11 protein-coding genes are annotated in these 15191 nt (G+C 72.7%); 8 read left to right on the top strand and 3 right to left on the bottom strand.

Going from position 1 to position 15191, the window contains the following annotated elements:
• Positions 1–113: 113 nt before the first annotated feature.
• On the bottom strand, positions 114–1847 hold the full coding sequence (gene ctaD / locus ACWCSU_RS09030) for an aa3-type cytochrome oxidase subunit I (protein WP_449934602.1): 1734 nt from the start codon (positions 1845–1847) through the stop codon (positions 114–116).
• Between the two features lie 183 nt (positions 1848–2030).
• On the opposite strand from ctaD, the gene ACWCSU_RS09025 reads away from it, so the two are divergent.
• Positions 2031–3236, top strand: coding sequence for an aminotransferase class I/II-fold pyridoxal phosphate-dependent enzyme (locus ACWCSU_RS09025; RefSeq protein ID WP_357701104.1), 1206 nt, complete (start codon positions 2031–2033; stop codon positions 3234–3236).
• Here ACWCSU_RS09025 and ACWCSU_RS09020 read toward each other — a convergent pair.
• On the bottom strand, positions 3233–3787 hold the full coding sequence (locus tag ACWCSU_RS09020) for a hypothetical protein (protein WP_357701106.1): 555 nt from the start codon (positions 3785–3787) through the stop codon (positions 3233–3235). The two genes, ACWCSU_RS09025 and ACWCSU_RS09020, sit on opposite strands and share 4 nt — an antisense overlap.
• Positions 3788–3856: 69 nt before the next feature.
• Between ACWCSU_RS09020 and ACWCSU_RS09015 the strand changes: the two genes are divergently transcribed.
• The 7 genes from ACWCSU_RS09015 to ACWCSU_RS08985 all read left to right on the top strand — a co-directional run bounded on the left by ACWCSU_RS09015 (position 3857) and on the right by ACWCSU_RS08985 (position 14325).
• Entirely contained in the window at positions 3857–5218 is a 1362-nt protein-coding gene (locus ACWCSU_RS09015; protein ID WP_449934599.1) for an FAD-binding oxidoreductase, read from the top strand.
• A 162-nt stretch (positions 5219–5380) separates the two neighbouring features.
• Positions 5381–7687 (top strand): serine/threonine protein kinase, encoded by a 2307-nt coding sequence (locus tag ACWCSU_RS09010; RefSeq protein WP_449934598.1) that lies wholly within the window; start codon positions 5381–5383, stop codon positions 7685–7687.
• A gap of 60 nt (positions 7688–7747) precedes the next feature.
• Complete coding sequence (locus tag ACWCSU_RS09005) at positions 7748–8377, top strand: TetR/AcrR family transcriptional regulator (protein WP_357701112.1); 630 nt, start codon at positions 7748–7750, stop codon at positions 8375–8377.
• A gap of 53 nt (positions 8378–8430) precedes the next feature.
• The gene (locus ACWCSU_RS09000; RefSeq protein WP_357701345.1) at positions 8431–9963 is read left to right on the top strand and encodes an acyl-CoA carboxylase subunit beta; all 1533 of its coding nucleotides are present in this window, start codon (positions 8431–8433) and stop codon (positions 9961–9963) included.
• Entirely contained in the window at positions 9960–11849 is a 1890-nt protein-coding gene (locus tag ACWCSU_RS08995) for an ATP-binding protein (RefSeq protein WP_449934596.1), read from the top strand. The genes ACWCSU_RS09000 and ACWCSU_RS08995 overlap by 4 nt, the downstream gene beginning before the upstream one ends.
• Positions 11846–12607: an enoyl-CoA hydratase-related protein gene (locus tag ACWCSU_RS08990; RefSeq protein WP_357701116.1), complete on the top strand. Its 762-nt coding sequence runs from the start codon at positions 11846–11848 to the stop codon at positions 12605–12607. Before ACWCSU_RS08995 ends, ACWCSU_RS08990 begins: the two co-directional genes overlap by 4 nt.
• Positions 12607–14325, top strand: coding sequence for an acyclic terpene utilization AtuA family protein (locus tag ACWCSU_RS08985; RefSeq protein ID WP_449934594.1), 1719 nt, complete (start codon positions 12607–12609; stop codon positions 14323–14325). Before ACWCSU_RS08990 ends, ACWCSU_RS08985 begins: the two co-directional genes overlap by 1 nt.
• On the opposite strand, the gene ACWCSU_RS08980 is transcribed toward ACWCSU_RS08985, so the two are convergent.
• Positions 14251–15156 (bottom strand): ROK family protein, encoded by a 906-nt coding sequence (locus tag ACWCSU_RS08980; RefSeq protein WP_449934593.1) that lies wholly within the window; start codon positions 15154–15156, stop codon positions 14251–14253. The two genes, ACWCSU_RS08985 and ACWCSU_RS08980, sit on opposite strands and share 75 nt — an antisense overlap.
• Positions 15157–15191 lie beyond the last annotated feature (35 nt).

Here is a 15191-nt window from a genome sequence, read left to right as displayed (position 1 = left end):
AAACTACGACATTTCAACCAGCAGAATTGCGGCGGCGGTACCGCCCGCAATGGCCCTCGGATAAACGCGACAACGCGATCATGAAATGCCGGCCGCACGGCCCTCCGGGAAGGTCAGTCGGAGGCGAGCACCGGGGGCGGCTCGGGGCCGGCGTCCGGCTCGACCGAGGGCTCGACGGCGGGCTCGTCGTCGTGCGGGGCGTCCTTGTGCGTGGCGTCCTCGTGCGGGTAGTGCAGGTCGAACGCGGGCCGCTCCGAGCGGATCGGCGGCATGCTGGTGAAGTTGTGCCGCGGCGGCGGGCAGGAGGTCGCCCATTCCAGCGAGTTGCCGTAGCCCCAGGGGTCGTCGAGCGTGACCTTGGGCGCGTGCCTGGTCGTCTTGTAGACGTTGTAGAGGAACGGCAGCGTCGAGGCGCCGAGCAGGAACGCCCCGGCCGAGGAGATCTCGTTGAGCATGGTGAAGCCGTCGGCCGCGCTGTAGTCGGCGTAACGCCGCGGCATGCCGAGCTGGCCGAGCCAGTGCTGGACGAGGAACGTCGTGTGGAAGCCGACGAACAACGTCCAGAAGTGCACCTTGCCGAGCCGGTCGTCGAGCATCCTGCCGGTCATCTTCGGCCACCAGAAGTAGAAGCCGGCGAACATGGCGAACACGACCGTGCCGAAGACCACGTAGTGGAAGTGGGCGACGACGAAGTAGGTGTCGCTGATCTGGAAGTCGAGCGGCGGCGAAGCCAGGATGACGCCGGTCAGGCCGCCGAGCAGGAACGTGACCAGGAAGCCGACCGAGAACAACATCGGCGACTCGAACGACAGATGCCCCCGCCACATCGTGCCGACCCAGTTGAAGAACTTCACCCCGGTCGGCACCGCGATGAGGAACGTCATGAACGAGAAGAACGGCAGCAGCACCTGCCCGGTCGCGAACATGTGGTGCGCCCACACGGTCATCGACAGCCCGGCGATGGCGATCGTGGCCCCGATCAGGCTCATGTAGCCGAAGATCGGCTTGCGGCTGAACACCGGGATCACCTCGGTGATGATGCCGAAGAAGGGCAGCGCGATGATGTAGACCTCGGGATGGCCGAAGAACCAGAACAGGTGCTGCCACAGCAGCGGCCCGCCGTTGGCGCCGTCGAAGACGTGCGTGCCGAGCTTGCGGTCCGACTCCAGCACCAGCAGCGCGGCGGCCAGCACGGGGAAGGCCATCAGCACCAGCATGCTGGTCAGCAGCACGTTCCAGGTGAAGATCGGCAGGCGGAACATGGTCATGCCGGGCGCCCGCATGCCGATGATCGTGGAGATGAAGTTGACCGCGCCCAGGATCGTGCCGAGCCCGGACATCACCAGGCCCATGATCCACAGGTCGCCGCCGACCTGCGGCGAGTGGATCGCGTTCGACAGCGGCGTGTAGGCGAACCAGCCGAAGTCGGCGGCGCCGCCGGGGGTGAGGAAGCCCGCCAGGACCATGAGCCCGCCGAACAGGAACAGCCAGTACGCCACCGCGTTCAGCCGGGGGAAGGCGACGTCGGGCGCGCCGATCTGCAGCGGCATGACCACGTTGGCGAACCCGGCGAACAGCGGCGTGGCGAACAGCAGCAGCATCACCGTGCCGTGGATGGTGAACAGCTGGTTGTACTCGTGCTGGTTGACCAGTTGCATGCCGGCCTGCGCCAGCTCGGCCCTGATGATCATGGCCATGATGCCCGCGACCAGGAAGAAGCCGAAGGAGGTGATCAGGTAGAGGTACCCGATGACCTTGTGATCGGTCGTCGAGAGCCAGGAGGCGATGACGGTCCCGGTACGGCGGCGCCTGACCTGCTCGATCGAGGTGTCCCGAACAGTCGTCACGGCTGCTCCCTCCTTCGCGGAGTTGTGCCTGCCCGATGCCGTCCATTCCACGCCAACCAACGCCGGACGGGAAGCGCTTCTTTAGAACGTCTTTGAAGCGGTGTCCCACATGCCGGGCGATTACCGGTCCCCCTGTGGATTTCTTCTATCCTTTGGACCGAACCGACCCGGAGGAGAGATCTCGTGACCGCACAGAGTGACTACGCCGCCCTCGTCCAGCGGGGGCTCTCGCTCGACCTCACCAGGGGCAAGCCGTCACCGCGCCAGCTCGATCTCTCCGACGGCCTGCTCGGGCTGCCCTCCTCCGTCAAGGCCGCCGACGGCACCGACGGCCGCAACTACGGCAACCTGCAGGGCCTGCCCGAGCTGCGCGAGATCTTCGCGCCGCTGGTCCAGGTGCCCGCCGGGCAGCTCGTCGTGGGCGGCAACTCCAGCCTGACGCTGATGCACGACACGATCGTGCACGCGCTGCTGTCGAAGGTGCCGGGGGCCGAGCGCCGCTGGGTCGAGGAGCCGGAGATCACGTTCCTGTGCCCGGTGCCCGGCTACGACCGGCACTTCACCATCTGCGAGCGGCTCGGCATCAAGATGACGGCCGTCCCCATGGACGGCGACGGCCCCGACATGGACGTCGTCGAGCGCCTGGTCGCCGCCGACCCGACGGTCAAGGGCATCTGGTGCGTGCCGAAGTACAGCAACCCCTCCGGGATCACCTACGGCGACGAGACCGTGCGCAGGCTGGCCGCCATGCCGACGGCCGCCCCCGACTTCCGGATCATGTGGGACAACGCCTACGCCGTCCACCACCTCACCGACACCCCTGACGAGCTGGCCGACCTGCTCGCGCTGGCGGCCGAGCACGGCAACGCCGACCGCGTGTTCGTCTACGCCTCCACCTCGAAGGTCACGTACGCGGGCTCGGGCGTGTCGTTCTTCGGCTCCTCGCCGGCGAACGTGGAGTGGTTCCTCGCCAACACCGCCAAGCAGTCCATCGGCCCCGACAAGCTCAACCAGCTCCGGCACGTCGAGTTCCTGCGCGACGCCGCGGGCGTGGCCGCGCACATGCGGCGGCACGCCGCGCTGATCGGGCCGAAGTTCGAGCTGGTCGACAAGGTGCTGACCGAGCGGCTCGGCGACCTGGCGAGCTGGACCAGCCCGCGGGGCGGCTACTTCATCAGCCTGGAGGTGCCGCACGCCGCCGAGGTCGTGGCCAGGGCCAAGGCCGCCGGCATCGCGCTCACCCCGGCCGGCGCCACGCACCCCTACGGCCAGGACCCGGCCGACAGCACGATCCGCATCGCCCCCACCTTCCCCGAGCTGGACGAGCTGGAGCAGGCCATCGAGGGCCTGGCCGTCTGCGTCCGCCTGGTGGCGGAGGAGCGCGGCTAGATCGCCCGGCCCCTGAAGCCGAAGATGTACTCGCGCGTCTCGCCCGGATGGAACGAGACGCCGACCCCCGGCTCGAACGCGACGTTGTCGCGGGCGCAGTAGTACAGCCGTTCCCACACGGCCAGCGCCTTGTCCCGGGCCGGGGCCTCGGCGTGGTCGCGCCTGCGGGCGCCGCGCGCGCCGAGCACGAACAGCAGCCCGAGCCCCCAGAACAGCCCGGTGAGGCAGAACGGCGCCAGCAGCACCTCGGTCCACCGCGAGTCCTTGCCCATCGCGATCACCAGCGACACGACGAGATGCACCAGGGCCGCCGCGCCGAGCATGATCCACCCCTGGTTCCTAGCCCAGGGCGTGTAGTGGCGGCTGGGGAACGACATCCACACCGCGAGCTGCGTACGGCTCATGACGTGCTTCGACGCGCCCATCGACGGCGCCGTCGGCAGGTCGGCGATCTGCCGCTGCCCGGGCAGCCGGACCCTGCCGATCCGGTATGTCGTCCCCGCGGCGACCGCCCCCGGAACCGAGACGAGCTGGTCAGCCTGCGTACACACCGGGCACCTGACTTCCACCCGGGCAGTCTGGCCTTAAGGCACGTTCCGCGCAAACCGTAAGGTGCAGGTGTGAGACCGATTGATGCCCTGGTGAACTCGCTGTCCGAAGCTCGTGTGCTGACCGACCCGGACGTGATCGACTCCTACGCCCGCGACCGCACGTTCGTCGAGCCCGGCAAGCCGCTCGGCGTGGTGCTCGCCGCCTCCCGCGAGGACGTGGTGACGACCCTGCGGTGGGCCACCGAGCACCGGGTGCCGGTCGTTCCGCGCGGCGCCGGGACGGGCCTGGCGGGCGCGGCCACGGCGGGCGACGGGACGATCGTCCTGTCGCTGGCCAGGATGACGGCCATCAGGGAGCTCTCCCCCGCCGACGAGATCGCCGTGGTGGAGCCGGGCGTCATCACCGCCGACCTCGACCGCGCCGCCCGCGAGCACGGGCTCATGTACGCGCCGGACCCCTCGTCGTACGAGATCTCCACGATCGGCGGGAACCTGGCCACCAACGCCGGCGGCCTGCGCTGCGTGAAGTACGGCGTCACCAGGGACGCCACGCTCGGCCTTGAGGTCGTGCTGGCCGACGGGCGCGTCCTGAACACCGGCCGGCGCACGATGAAGGGCGTCACCGGCTACGACCTGACCGGGCTGTTCGTCGGCTCGGAGGGCACGCTGGGCGTGATCACCGCGGCCACCGTGCGGCTGAGGAGGGCACCTGCCGCGCCGCCCGCGACGTTCGCCGCCGAGTTCGGCTCGCTGCGCGAGGCGGGCGCGGCCGTGTCGGCGATCATGGCCGCGGGCTGCCAGCCCTCGCTGATGGAGCTGCTGGACCGGGCCACGCTGGAGGCCATCGACGACTGGCGCAACATCGGGCTCGAACCCGCCACGCAGGCCATGCTGATCGGCCAGTCCGACGCGACCGACAGCCAGGACATGGCCGCCCGCATGGAACGGCTCTGCCTGGACAACGGCGCCTCGTTCGTCGCCGTCTCCTCCAGCCCGCAGGAGACCGCGGAGCTGGTCGGGCTGCGCAGGATGGCCTACCAGGCCAAGGAGCGGCTGGGGGCGTGCCTGGTCGAGGACGTGTGCGTGCCGCGCTCGGCGCTGCCCGAGATGATCACGGCGATCGAGGCGGCGGCGGTCCGGCACGGCGTGCGCATCTGCACGGTCGCCCACGCCGGGGACGGCAACCTGCACCCGGTCTTCATCTTCGAGCACGGCACGGCCGAGCCGCCCGCCGAGGTGTGGGCCGCGGCCGACGAGGTGTTCCGGCACGCGCTGTCGCTCGGCGGCACCCTGACCGGCGAGCACGGCGTGGGCGTGCTCAAGCGGCGCTGGCTGGGACTGGAGTCGGGGCCGGTGGCGACCGAGGTGCAGCAGGGCATCAAGGCGGTCTTCGACCCCCTGGGGATCATGAACCCGGGCAAGGCCATCTGAATTTGCCAAGCCGTGACCTTGGCCTCCGACACGGACACGACCTGCGACGAGACACTGACATCTTTCGTCAGAAAGTGGAAGTTACTTACACGTCCGGCAGACGCCCCACTTGTCACGCTGGTAGCGTTTTGCCCCATCTGTTGGTTGTGATGGGGGTCCGACGTGAATCAGTTCCAGCCGTTGGCAGGGGACGACCCGCGGCGGCTGGGGGCGTACGACATCGTCGCCCGGCTCGGCGAGGGTGGTCAAGGCGTCGTTTATCTGGGCAAGAGTGACTCAGGTGAACAGGTCGCCGTCAAGCTGCTGCACCACGCCCTCGTGGCCGACGCCGACGCGCGGACCAGGTTCCTGCGCGAGGTGGCGGTGGCCCAGCGGGTCGCCCGGTTCTGCACCGCGCCCGTCCTCCACGCCGACCTGGACGGGAGCCGGCCGTACATCGTGAGCGAGTACGTGCCGGGGCCCTCCCTGCGCGAGCTCGTCATCAACGAGGGCCCGCGGCGGGGCGCGGCGCTGGAACGGCTGGCGATCAGCACGGCCACCGCGCTGGCGGCCATCCACCGGGCCGGGATCCTGCACCGCGACTTCAAGCCCGCGAACGTGCTCATGGGCCCCGAGGGGCCGGTCGTGATCGACTTCGGCATCGCCCGCGCGCTGGACTCGCCGGGGGCGACGGCCACCGGGATGGCGATGGGGACGCCGTCGTACCTGGCGCCCGAGCAGCTCAGCGGGGCCGCCGTGTCGGAGGCCGCCGACGTCTTCGCGTGGGGCGTCACGATGGTGTACGCGGCCACCGGCAAGCCCGCGTTCGGGGCCGACTCCATCCCCGTGGTGATGAACCGCATCCTGAACGAGGAGCCGCAGCTCGGCGGGATGGAGGGCGAGCTCGCCGCGCTGGTGGGGCTGTGCCTGTCCAAGGACCCGGCGCAGCGGCCGAGCGCCGACGAGCTGATCGTCCGCCTCACGGGGCAGCCCGCGCCCAAGGCCGCCGTCGAACCGGTCACCGGCGCCACGGTCACTCCCGCCGTCCCGCAGCAGGCCGGTCCGTCCGGGGCCGGGCAGGACGCCTATCCGGGGCCGTGGACCCAGATGTCCGGGACCAATCCCGTCCCGCAGCAGGCCGGGCCGCACAACCGCCCCGCCCCCGGCGCCCCGCAGGGACCGGCGGGCGCCATGCCCGGCGCTCCCCAGGGCGTCCCCCACGCCGGTGCGCCCGGCGGCCAGCACGCACCGGGCGGCCCTCAGGCGGGCGCGCCCCAGGGCGGCGCGCCGAACGGCCCTCAGGGCGGCGTTCCCGGCGCACCTCAGCACGGCGCACCCCAAACCGGCGCACCCCAGCACGGCGCGCACGGCGGCCCGCAGGCCGGCGCCATGGGCGGACCGGCCGCGCAGGGCGGCCCGCCGGGTGCGGCCCCGCACGGGCACCCGCACGGCGGCATGCCCGGTGGCCCTCAGGCGGGACCCGCCGGCGGCCCTCAAGCGGGTCATCCCGGCGGACCCCAGGCGGGTCATCCCGGCGGGAACCCGGGGGCGACCCGGATCGGAACCGCCGGTGGTCCGCAGGGCGAGCCGTCCGGTGGAGCGCCGGACAAGCAGCGGCGGACGTTGACGCTCGCCCTCTCCGGCGCGGCCGCCGCCGCGCTGCTCGTGGTGGCCGGGGCCGTCGTCGTGCAGGCCAACAGCGGCGACGTCGCGATCACCGCCACCGGCAACGCCTCCCAGAACCCCAAGGGTGACGGCCAGGGCGCCGGGCAGCCCGGCGAGCCGCCGGTCGCCGAGGTGACCCCCGACCCGATCCTGACGGCGGACACCGGCGAGCCCGTCCCCACGCTGGACGTCGGCCAGGCCGATCCGCCCAAGAAGGCCAAGCACACCAAGGAACCCGTCATCGCGGTCCCGAACCCGGTGACGAACGTGCCCACGACCCACCCCACCACCACCAAGGCCCCCACGGCCAAGCCGACCCCCACCAAGACGAAGAAGCCCACCGGCCTCGTCGACGGCGAGGACGAGCCGACGGCCGACCCGACCTCCGGCCTCTCGGCCACGGCCCCGACGAAGAAGCCGGCGACGACCAAGCCCACCACCAAACCCACCACGAAGCCCACCGCCAAGCCCACGGCCAAGCCGACCGCCACGCTCAAGCCGAACACCTTCAACGTGGTGACCGTCTGCGGCTCGGGCTTCAAGGTGATCGACTCGCACGCGCTGGGCGGTTCGGCCACGATCTACCTGCTCTACAACACCAGCGCGGGCAAGAACTGCGTGGTCACGATGTCGAAGCTGGTCTATCCCGGCAAGGTCTCCATGAACGCCACCCTCCAGGTCCAGGGCGGCGCGAGCGGCAGCAACCCGGGCAAGTTCACCGCGTACGCGGGGCCGGTGCGACTGGCGGCCGTGAAGAAGTGCGTGATCTGGGGCGGTTCGTGGAACTCGCTGAGCTGGAAGTCCGGCTGGAGCCACTGCACCTGACGCGGCCGCGCGCGGCGGGACCCCTTCCTTCCGCGCGCCCCGGTCGCTACCGTGACTGACGTGATCGTCAGGTCCCTGACCCTGCGTGGCAAGCGCACGCGGGCCACGTTGCTCGCGGCCGGGCGCGAGGCGTTCGAGGAGCACGGGTACGACGCCGTGCGGATCGACGACGTGTGCGCGCGGGCGGGTGTCTCCCACGGCACCTTCTACACGTACTTCGACTCCAAGGAGGCGTTGTTCGGGGAGGTGGCGCAGGCGGTGGTCGGCGAGATGTTCGCGGCGAGCGCGGTCGGCGCGGCCGCCCCCGACGACCCCTACGCCCGCGTCGAGGCCGCCAACCGCCTCTACCTGCGGGCCTGGGCGGCGAACTCGCGCCTGGTCCGCATGGTGGAGCACGCCGCCGACGCCGACCCCCGGTTCGGGCGGCTGCTGCTGGAGCTGCGCGAGGCGTTCGTCCGGCGCGGCGCCGACGGGCTGCGCCGCCTTCAGGAACAGGGCCTGGCCGACCCCTCGCTCGACCCGCGGCTGACGGCCGTCATGCTGGGCGGCATGGTCGAGCACTTCGCCCACGTGTGGCTGGACCTCGGTGAGCAGGCCGGCGAGCAGGACGCCGTCGACCACCTGACCCGGCTGTGGGCGCGGGCCATCGGGTTGACGCCCACGTCGACTTCGTCACAGGAGGCTTCGTGATCAGGAGCCGGCTCGATCCGCGCGGCGCCGAACAGCGGGCCCGGCGCGAGGCCATGCTCGCCAAGCTGGCCGAGCTGGACGCCGAGCACGCCAAGGCGGTGGGAGGCGGCGGCGAGAAGTACGTCGAACGTCACCGCCGGCGCGGCAAGCTGCTCGCCAGGGAGCGCATCGAGCTGCTGGTGGATCCCGACTCGCCGTTCCTGGAGCTGTCGCCGCTGGCCGCGTGGGGCAGCGAGTTCCAGGTCGGCGCGGGCATCGTGACCGGCATCGGGGTGATCGAGGGCGTCGAGTGCCTGATCACCGCGAACGACCCCACGGTCAGGGGCGGCGCGTCCAACCCGTGGACGCTGCGCAAGACGCTGCGCGCGGCCGACATCGCGCTCACCAACCGGCTGCCGTACGTGAACCTGGTCGAGAGCGGCGGCGCGGACCTGCCGACGCAGAAGGAGATCTTCATCCCGGGCGGCCGCGTCTTCCGCGACCTGACGCGGCTGTCAGCGGCGGGCGTCCCGACGATCGCGCTGGTCTTCGGCAACTCCACGGCCGGCGGCGCGTACGTGCCCGGCCTGAGCGACTACGTGGTGATGGTCCGCGACCGCGCCAAGGTGTTCCTCGGCGGCCCGCCGCTGGTCAAGATGGCCACCGGCGAGGAGTCCGACGACGAGTCGCTGGGCGGCGCCGAGATGCACGCCAGGACCAGCGGCCTGGCCGACCACCTGGCCGAGGACGAGCACGACGCGCTGCGCATCGGCCGCGCCGTCGTGCGCTCGCTCAACTGGCGCAAACAGGGCGTGACGCCGCTGCCCGCCCGCGAGCCCGCCTATCCGGCCGAGGAGCTGCTGGGGATCGTCCCGGAGGACCTGAAGATCCCCTTCGACCCGCGCGAGGTGCTCGCCCGGGTGGTGGACGGCAGCGAGTTCGACGAGTTCAAGCCCCTGTACGGCCCGTCGCTGGTCACCGGCTGGGCGCGGGTCCACGGCTACCCGGTCGGGGTGCTGGCCAACGCGCGCGGGGTGCTGTTCAGCGAGGAGTCGCAGAAGGCCACCCAGTTCATCCAGCTCGCCAACCAGTCGCGCACGCCGTTGCTGTTCCTGCAGAACACCACCGGCTACATGGTGGGCAAGGACTACGAGCAGGGCGGCATCATCAAGCACGGCGCCATGATGATCAACGCCGTGTCGAACTCGACCGTGCCCCACCTGACCGTCGTCATGGGCGCCTCCTACGGCGCCGGCAACTACGGCATGTGCGGGCGCGCCTACGACCCCCGGTTCCTGTTCAGCTGGCCGAGCGCCAAGTCGGCGGTGATGGGCCCGGCCCAGCTCGCCGGGGTGCTGTCGATCGTCGGGCGGGCCGCGGCGCAGGCCAGGGGGCAGGTCTACGACGAGGAGGCCGACGCGGCGATGCGGGCCATGGTGGAGTCCCAGATCGAGGCGGAGTCGTTGCCGTTCTTCCTGTCGGGGCGGCTCTACGACGACGGGGTGATCGACCCGCGCGACACCCGTACGGTGCTGGGCATGTGCCTGTCGGCGATCAACAGCGCGCCGGTGCCGCCGGCCGCGGGGTTCGGGGTGTTCCGGCCGTGATCACCCGTCTGCTCGTCGCGAACCGGGGCGAGATCGCCCGCCGGGTCTTCCGCACCTGCCGCTCGCTCGGCGTCTCCACGGTCGCCGTCTTCTCCGACGCCGACGCCGGCGCGCCGCACGCCCGGGAGGCCGACCTCGCCGTCCGCCTGCCGGGGTCCCACCCGGCCGAGACGTACCTGGCGGTGGACCGGATCATCGAGGCGTGCCGGGCCTCCGGCGCCGACGCGGTGCACCCGGGTTACGGCTTCCTGTCGGAGAACGCCGCGTTCGCGCGGGCCGTGCTGGAGGCCGGGCTCACGTGGGTGGGTCCGCCGCCCGCGGCGATCGAGGCGATGGGCTCGAAGATCGCGGCCAAGCGGCTGATGGCGGAGGCCGGGGTTCCGGTGCTGCCCTCGCTCGACCTGGCCGCGCCGGGCGAGTTCCCGCTGCTGGTGAAGGCGTCCACGGGCGGGGGCGGGCGCGGCATGCGGATCGTCCGGGACGCCGGCGGGCTGGCCGCCGAGGTGGAGTCGGCGCGGCGGGAGGCCGCGGCGGCCTTCGGCGACGGCGCCGTGTTCGCCGAGCCGCTGCTGGAGGCCGCCCGGCACGTCGAGGTGCAGGTGCTGGCCGACGTCCACGGCACGGTGTGGGCGCTGGGCGAGCGCGAGTGCAGCGTCCAGCGCAGGCATCAGAAGGTCGTCGAGGAGTGTCCGTCGCCGGGGATCTCGGAGCGTACCCGCGAGCTGCTGTGCGCGGCGGCCGTACGGGCGGCCCGCCGGATCGGCTACGTCGGGGCCGGCACGGTCGAGTTCCTGGTCAAGGACGACCGGGTGGCGTTCCTGGAGATGAACACCCGGCTCCAGGTCGAGCACCCGGTCACCGAGCTGGTTTTCGGCGTCGACCTCGTACGGCTGCAACTTGAGGTGGCCGAGGGCGCGGCGCTGCCGCCGGAGCCGCCCGGCCCGCGCGGCCACGCGATCGAGGCGCGGCTGTACGCCGAGGACGCCGCCTACGTGCCCCAGACGGGCGTGCTGCACCGGTTCGAGGTGCCGGGTGACGTGCGGGTGGACTCGGGCGTCGAGTCCGGGTCGGAGGTGTCGCCGCACTACGACGCGATGCTGGCCAAGATCGTCGGCTACGGGGCGACGCGGGCGGAGGCGGCGCGGAAGCTGGCCGCGTCCCTGCGCCGGGCCCGGCTGCACGGCGTCACCACCAACCGCGACCTGCTGCTGGAGATCGTGACCAGCCCGGCCTTCCTCGCGGGCGAGACGAACACCGCCTTCCTCTCCCCCGGCGGCCCGCTGTCGCCACTGTCGGCGCCGTCGTCCCCGCCTTCCGGCGACGGCGGGCTGCCGGCGCTGGCCGCCGCGCTCGCCATGGCCGCCGCCAACCGTCGCGACGCCCGCGTCCTGGCCGGGCTGCCGGCCGGCTGGCGCAACGTGCGCTCGCAGCCCGCCCGCGCCCGCTTCGAGGAGGCCGACGTCGTCCACGACCCGCTGCCCCCGGGCGTCAGCGTGGTCTCGGCCCGGCCGGAGGAGGTCGTCCTGGAGAGCGACGGCCTGCGGCGGACGTTCCAGGTCGCCCGGTACGACGGCGACGACCGCGTCTACGTCGACTCCGCGGCGGGCGCGGCGGTGCTGACGCCGGTGCCGCGCCTGCCCGAGCCGGTCGAGCACGTCGCCCCCGGCTCCCTGCTCGCGCCCATGCCGGGCAGCGTGCTGCGGGTCGAGGTGGCCGAGGGCGACACGGTGGTCCAGGGCCAGCCGGTCCTGGTGCTGGAGGCGATGAAGATGGAGCATCGCATCGTGGCCCCGGCGGGCGGCGTGGTGTCGGACGTACGCGTCGAGAAGGGACAGCAGGTCGAGGCCGGGGCCGTGCTGGCGATCATCCAGGAGGAGAACCCATGACGAGCCTGGTGCACAGGGAGCTGGCGGAGGGCGTGGCCACCGTCACGCTCGACTCGCCGGCCAATCGCAACGCGCTGTCCAGGCGGCTGCTGGCCGAGCTGGCCGAGCAGCTGCGCTGGGCGCTGGCCGAGCCGGACGCCCGGGTGATCGTGCTGACCGGCACGGGCCGGGTGTTCTGCTCGGGCGCCGACCTGAAGGAGCAGCGCGGCGACTCCGACGCGCCGGTGACGGCGTCCTTCCCGGAGATCATGACGCTGCTCTGGGAGAGCCCGAAGCCGGTGATCTGCCGCCTGAACGGCACGGCCCGCGCGGGCGGCCTCGGCCTGGTCGCCGCGTGCGACTTCGCGATCGCGCCGGACACGGCGTCGTTCGCGTTCACCGAGGTGCGGCTCGGGGTGGCGCCTGCGATGATCTCGGTGCCCGTGCTGCGCCGGCTCGACCCGCGGGCGGCGGCCGAGTACTTCCTGACCGGCGAGGTGTTCGACGCCGCCACGGCGGCCCGCATCGGCCTGCTGACCAGGGCCGTGCCCGAGGACGAGCTCGACCCCACCGTGCGCCACTACGCGGGGATGCTGGTCAGGGGCGGCCCCGAGGCGCTGGCCATCACCAAGCGGCTGGTGCGGGAGGTTCCGGCGGTGTCGTTCGAGGAGGGGCTGCGGCGGATGAGCGAGCTGTCGGCCGAGCGGTTCACCTCGGCCGAGGGGCAGGAGGGCATCGCGGCGTTCATGGACAAGCGGCCGCCCAAGTGGGTGCCGTGATGGCGTTGCGCGTCGCCAATTGCAGCGGTTTCTACGGCGACCGGCTCTCGGCGGCCAGGGAGATGGTCGAGGGCGGCCCGATCGACGTGCTCACCGGCGACTGGCTGGCCGAGCTGACCATGCTGATCCTGGCCGGCAACCGGCTCAAGGGCCGTCCCGGCTACGCGCCCACGTTCCTGCGCCAGCTTGAGGACGTCCTCGGCGCCTGCCTCGACCGCGGCATCAGGATCGTGACGAACGCGGGCGGGCTCGACCCGGCCGGGTGCGCCGAGGCCGTGCACGAGCTGGCCGCCCGGCTGGGCCTGTCGCCCAAGGTCGCCCACGTCACCGGCGACGACCTCATGGGCCGCCCGCTCGACCTGATCGACACCGGCACCGACACCGGCGAGCGCGCGCCGGCCGCGCCGCTGACCGCCAACGCCTACCTCGGCGGCCGTCCCATCGCCGCCGCGTTGTCGGCGGGCGCGGACGTCGTGGTGACCGGCCGCGTGACCGACGCCGCCCTGGTCACCGGCCCCGGCATCTGGCGGTACGGGTGGGCCCCCGGCGACCTCGACCCGCTGGCCGGCTCGGTCGTGGCGGGGCATGTCATCGAGTGCGGCTGCCAGGCCACGGGCGGCAACTACGCCTTCTTCCAGGACGTGCCCGACCTGGCCCACTGCGGCTTCCCCATCGCCGAGCTGCGCGCCGACGGCTCGTCCGTGATCACCAAGCATCCGGGCACGGGCGGTCTGGTCTCGGTCGGCACGGTCACCGCGCAGCTCGTCTACGAACTGGGCGGCCCGCGCTACCTGGGCCCCGACGTGGTCGCCCGGTTCGACACGATCACGCTCTCGGACGACGGCCCCGACCGGGTGCTGATCTCCGGCGTCCGGGGCGAGCCGCCGCCGGACACGCTCAAGGTCGCCGTCAACTACCCCGCCGGCTACCGCAACACGATGACGCTGGTCCTGACCGGCCTGGACGTCGAGGCCAAGGCGCGGGTCGCCGAGGAGGCCATCTGGGCACGGGTGCCGCGCGAGACCTTCGACCAGGTGGACGTGACCCTGACGGGCGCGGGCCTGCTGCGGATCACCGTCATGGACGCCGACCGGCGCACCGCGGGCCGGGTCTTCTCCTCGGCCGTGGTGGAGACGGGCCTGTCCAGCTACCCGGGCTTCTACGGCCTCATCCCTCCGGGCGACGCCTCCCCGTACGGGGTGTACCGGCCGGCCCTGGTGCCGGCGTCCGAGGTGCGGCCCCGCGTCTTCCTGGACGGCGTGGAGCTGCTCCTCCGGGAGACGCCTCCGGTTTCCCCGGGCGAGCCGATCGAGCCGCCGGTCGAGCCGTCCGTTCCGGCGCCGACCGGCGGGCCCACCGTGCGCGTGCCCCTGGGACGGGTCGCGGGCGCGCGCTCCGGCGACAAGGGCGGCGACGCCAACCTCGGCGTGTGGGCCGCGACCGGCGAGCAGTACGCCTGGCTGGCGGCCACCCTCACCGCCGACCGGCTCAAGGTCCTGCTCCCGGAGCTGGCCGCCCACCGCGTCGACCGGCACGAGCTGCCCAACATCAGGGCGCTCAACTTCGTCGTCCACGGTCTGCTGGGCAGGGGCGTGGCGGCCAGCCCGCGCATGGACCCGCAGGCCAAGGCCCTGGGCGAGGAGCTACGCGCCCAGGTGGCCGACGTCCCCGCCGCCCTGCTCCCGCAGGGCGCGCAGGCCGAGCAGGCCGGCGCCTAGCAGGCCCGCGTCCACGCCGAGCGCCGAGACCCGTACCTCGGGCGCGGGACGGAAGGCGAGGCGGGCGGCCAGCCGGGTCCGCAGCGGGGTCAGCAGGGCGTCCCCGGCCAGGGAGAGGCCGCCGCCGACGACGATCACCGCGGGGTCCAGCACCAGCGTGTACGTGGCCAGGCCCAGCGCGAGCGCCTCCACGGCCTCCGCCCACACCCGGGCGGCCGGTTCGTCCCCGGCCGCGGCCCGGCGGACGACGTCCTCGGCGGAGGCCTCGCCGGCGCGGGCGGCGACGGAGGCGGCCGAGGCGTAGGCCGCCAGGCAGCCGCGCTGCCCGCACGGGCACGGGAGCCCGCCGGGGTGCACGGGGACGTGCCCGATCTGCCCGGCCCACCCGGCGGCGCCGCCGTACAGGGAGCCGGACAGGACCACGGCTCCGGCGATGCCGGTGCCGATGGGCACGTACAGCGCGTCGGCGGCGGCCGATCCGTAGGCCAGCTCCGCCTCGCCGGCCGAGCGCACGTCGTGGCCGAGGGCCAGCGGGAGCGTCCCGTCGGTGAAGGCGGCGGCGGGGACGTCCCGCCAGCCGAACGCGGCCGAGAAGACGGCCCGCTCGGGCGTGACCAGACCGGGCACGGCCAGGCCCACGGCCTGGGGGCGCAGGAGGGCGCCGGAGACCGTGCGCGGCGGGGTCAGGTCGGCGACGAAGGCGGAGATCGCCGCGATGACGCGTTCGGGCCCTTCGGAGCGGGGAGTGGGACGGCGTTCCCGGTAGAGGATGGTGCCGTCCTGGGCGATCAATCCGCCTTTCAGGGTGGTCCCGCCCACATCAATCGCCACAACACACTTCATCAACCCATATTCTCCCAATGCGG

It is taken from the genome of Nonomuraea sp. NPDC001699 (genome assembly GCF_053596455.1).
The sequence above is the reverse complement of the archived record's forward strand: the minus strand, read 5'-3'. Positions and strand labels throughout refer to the sequence as shown.

What these genes read in the sequence shown, in the direction of transcription:
- ACWCSU_RS09000 (WP_357701345.1), top strand. Translation starts at nt 8,431, where the DNA reads ATGCTCGCCAAGCTGGCCGAGCTGGACGCCGAGCACGCCAAGGCGGTG.
- ACWCSU_RS08990 (WP_357701116.1), top strand. Translation starts at nt 11,846, where the DNA reads ATGACGAGCCTGGTGCACAGGGAGCTGGCGGAGGGCGTGGCCACCGTC.
- ACWCSU_RS08985 (WP_449934594.1), top strand. Translation starts at nt 12,607, where the DNA reads ATGGCGTTGCGCGTCGCCAATTGCAGCGGTTTCTACGGCGACCGGCTC.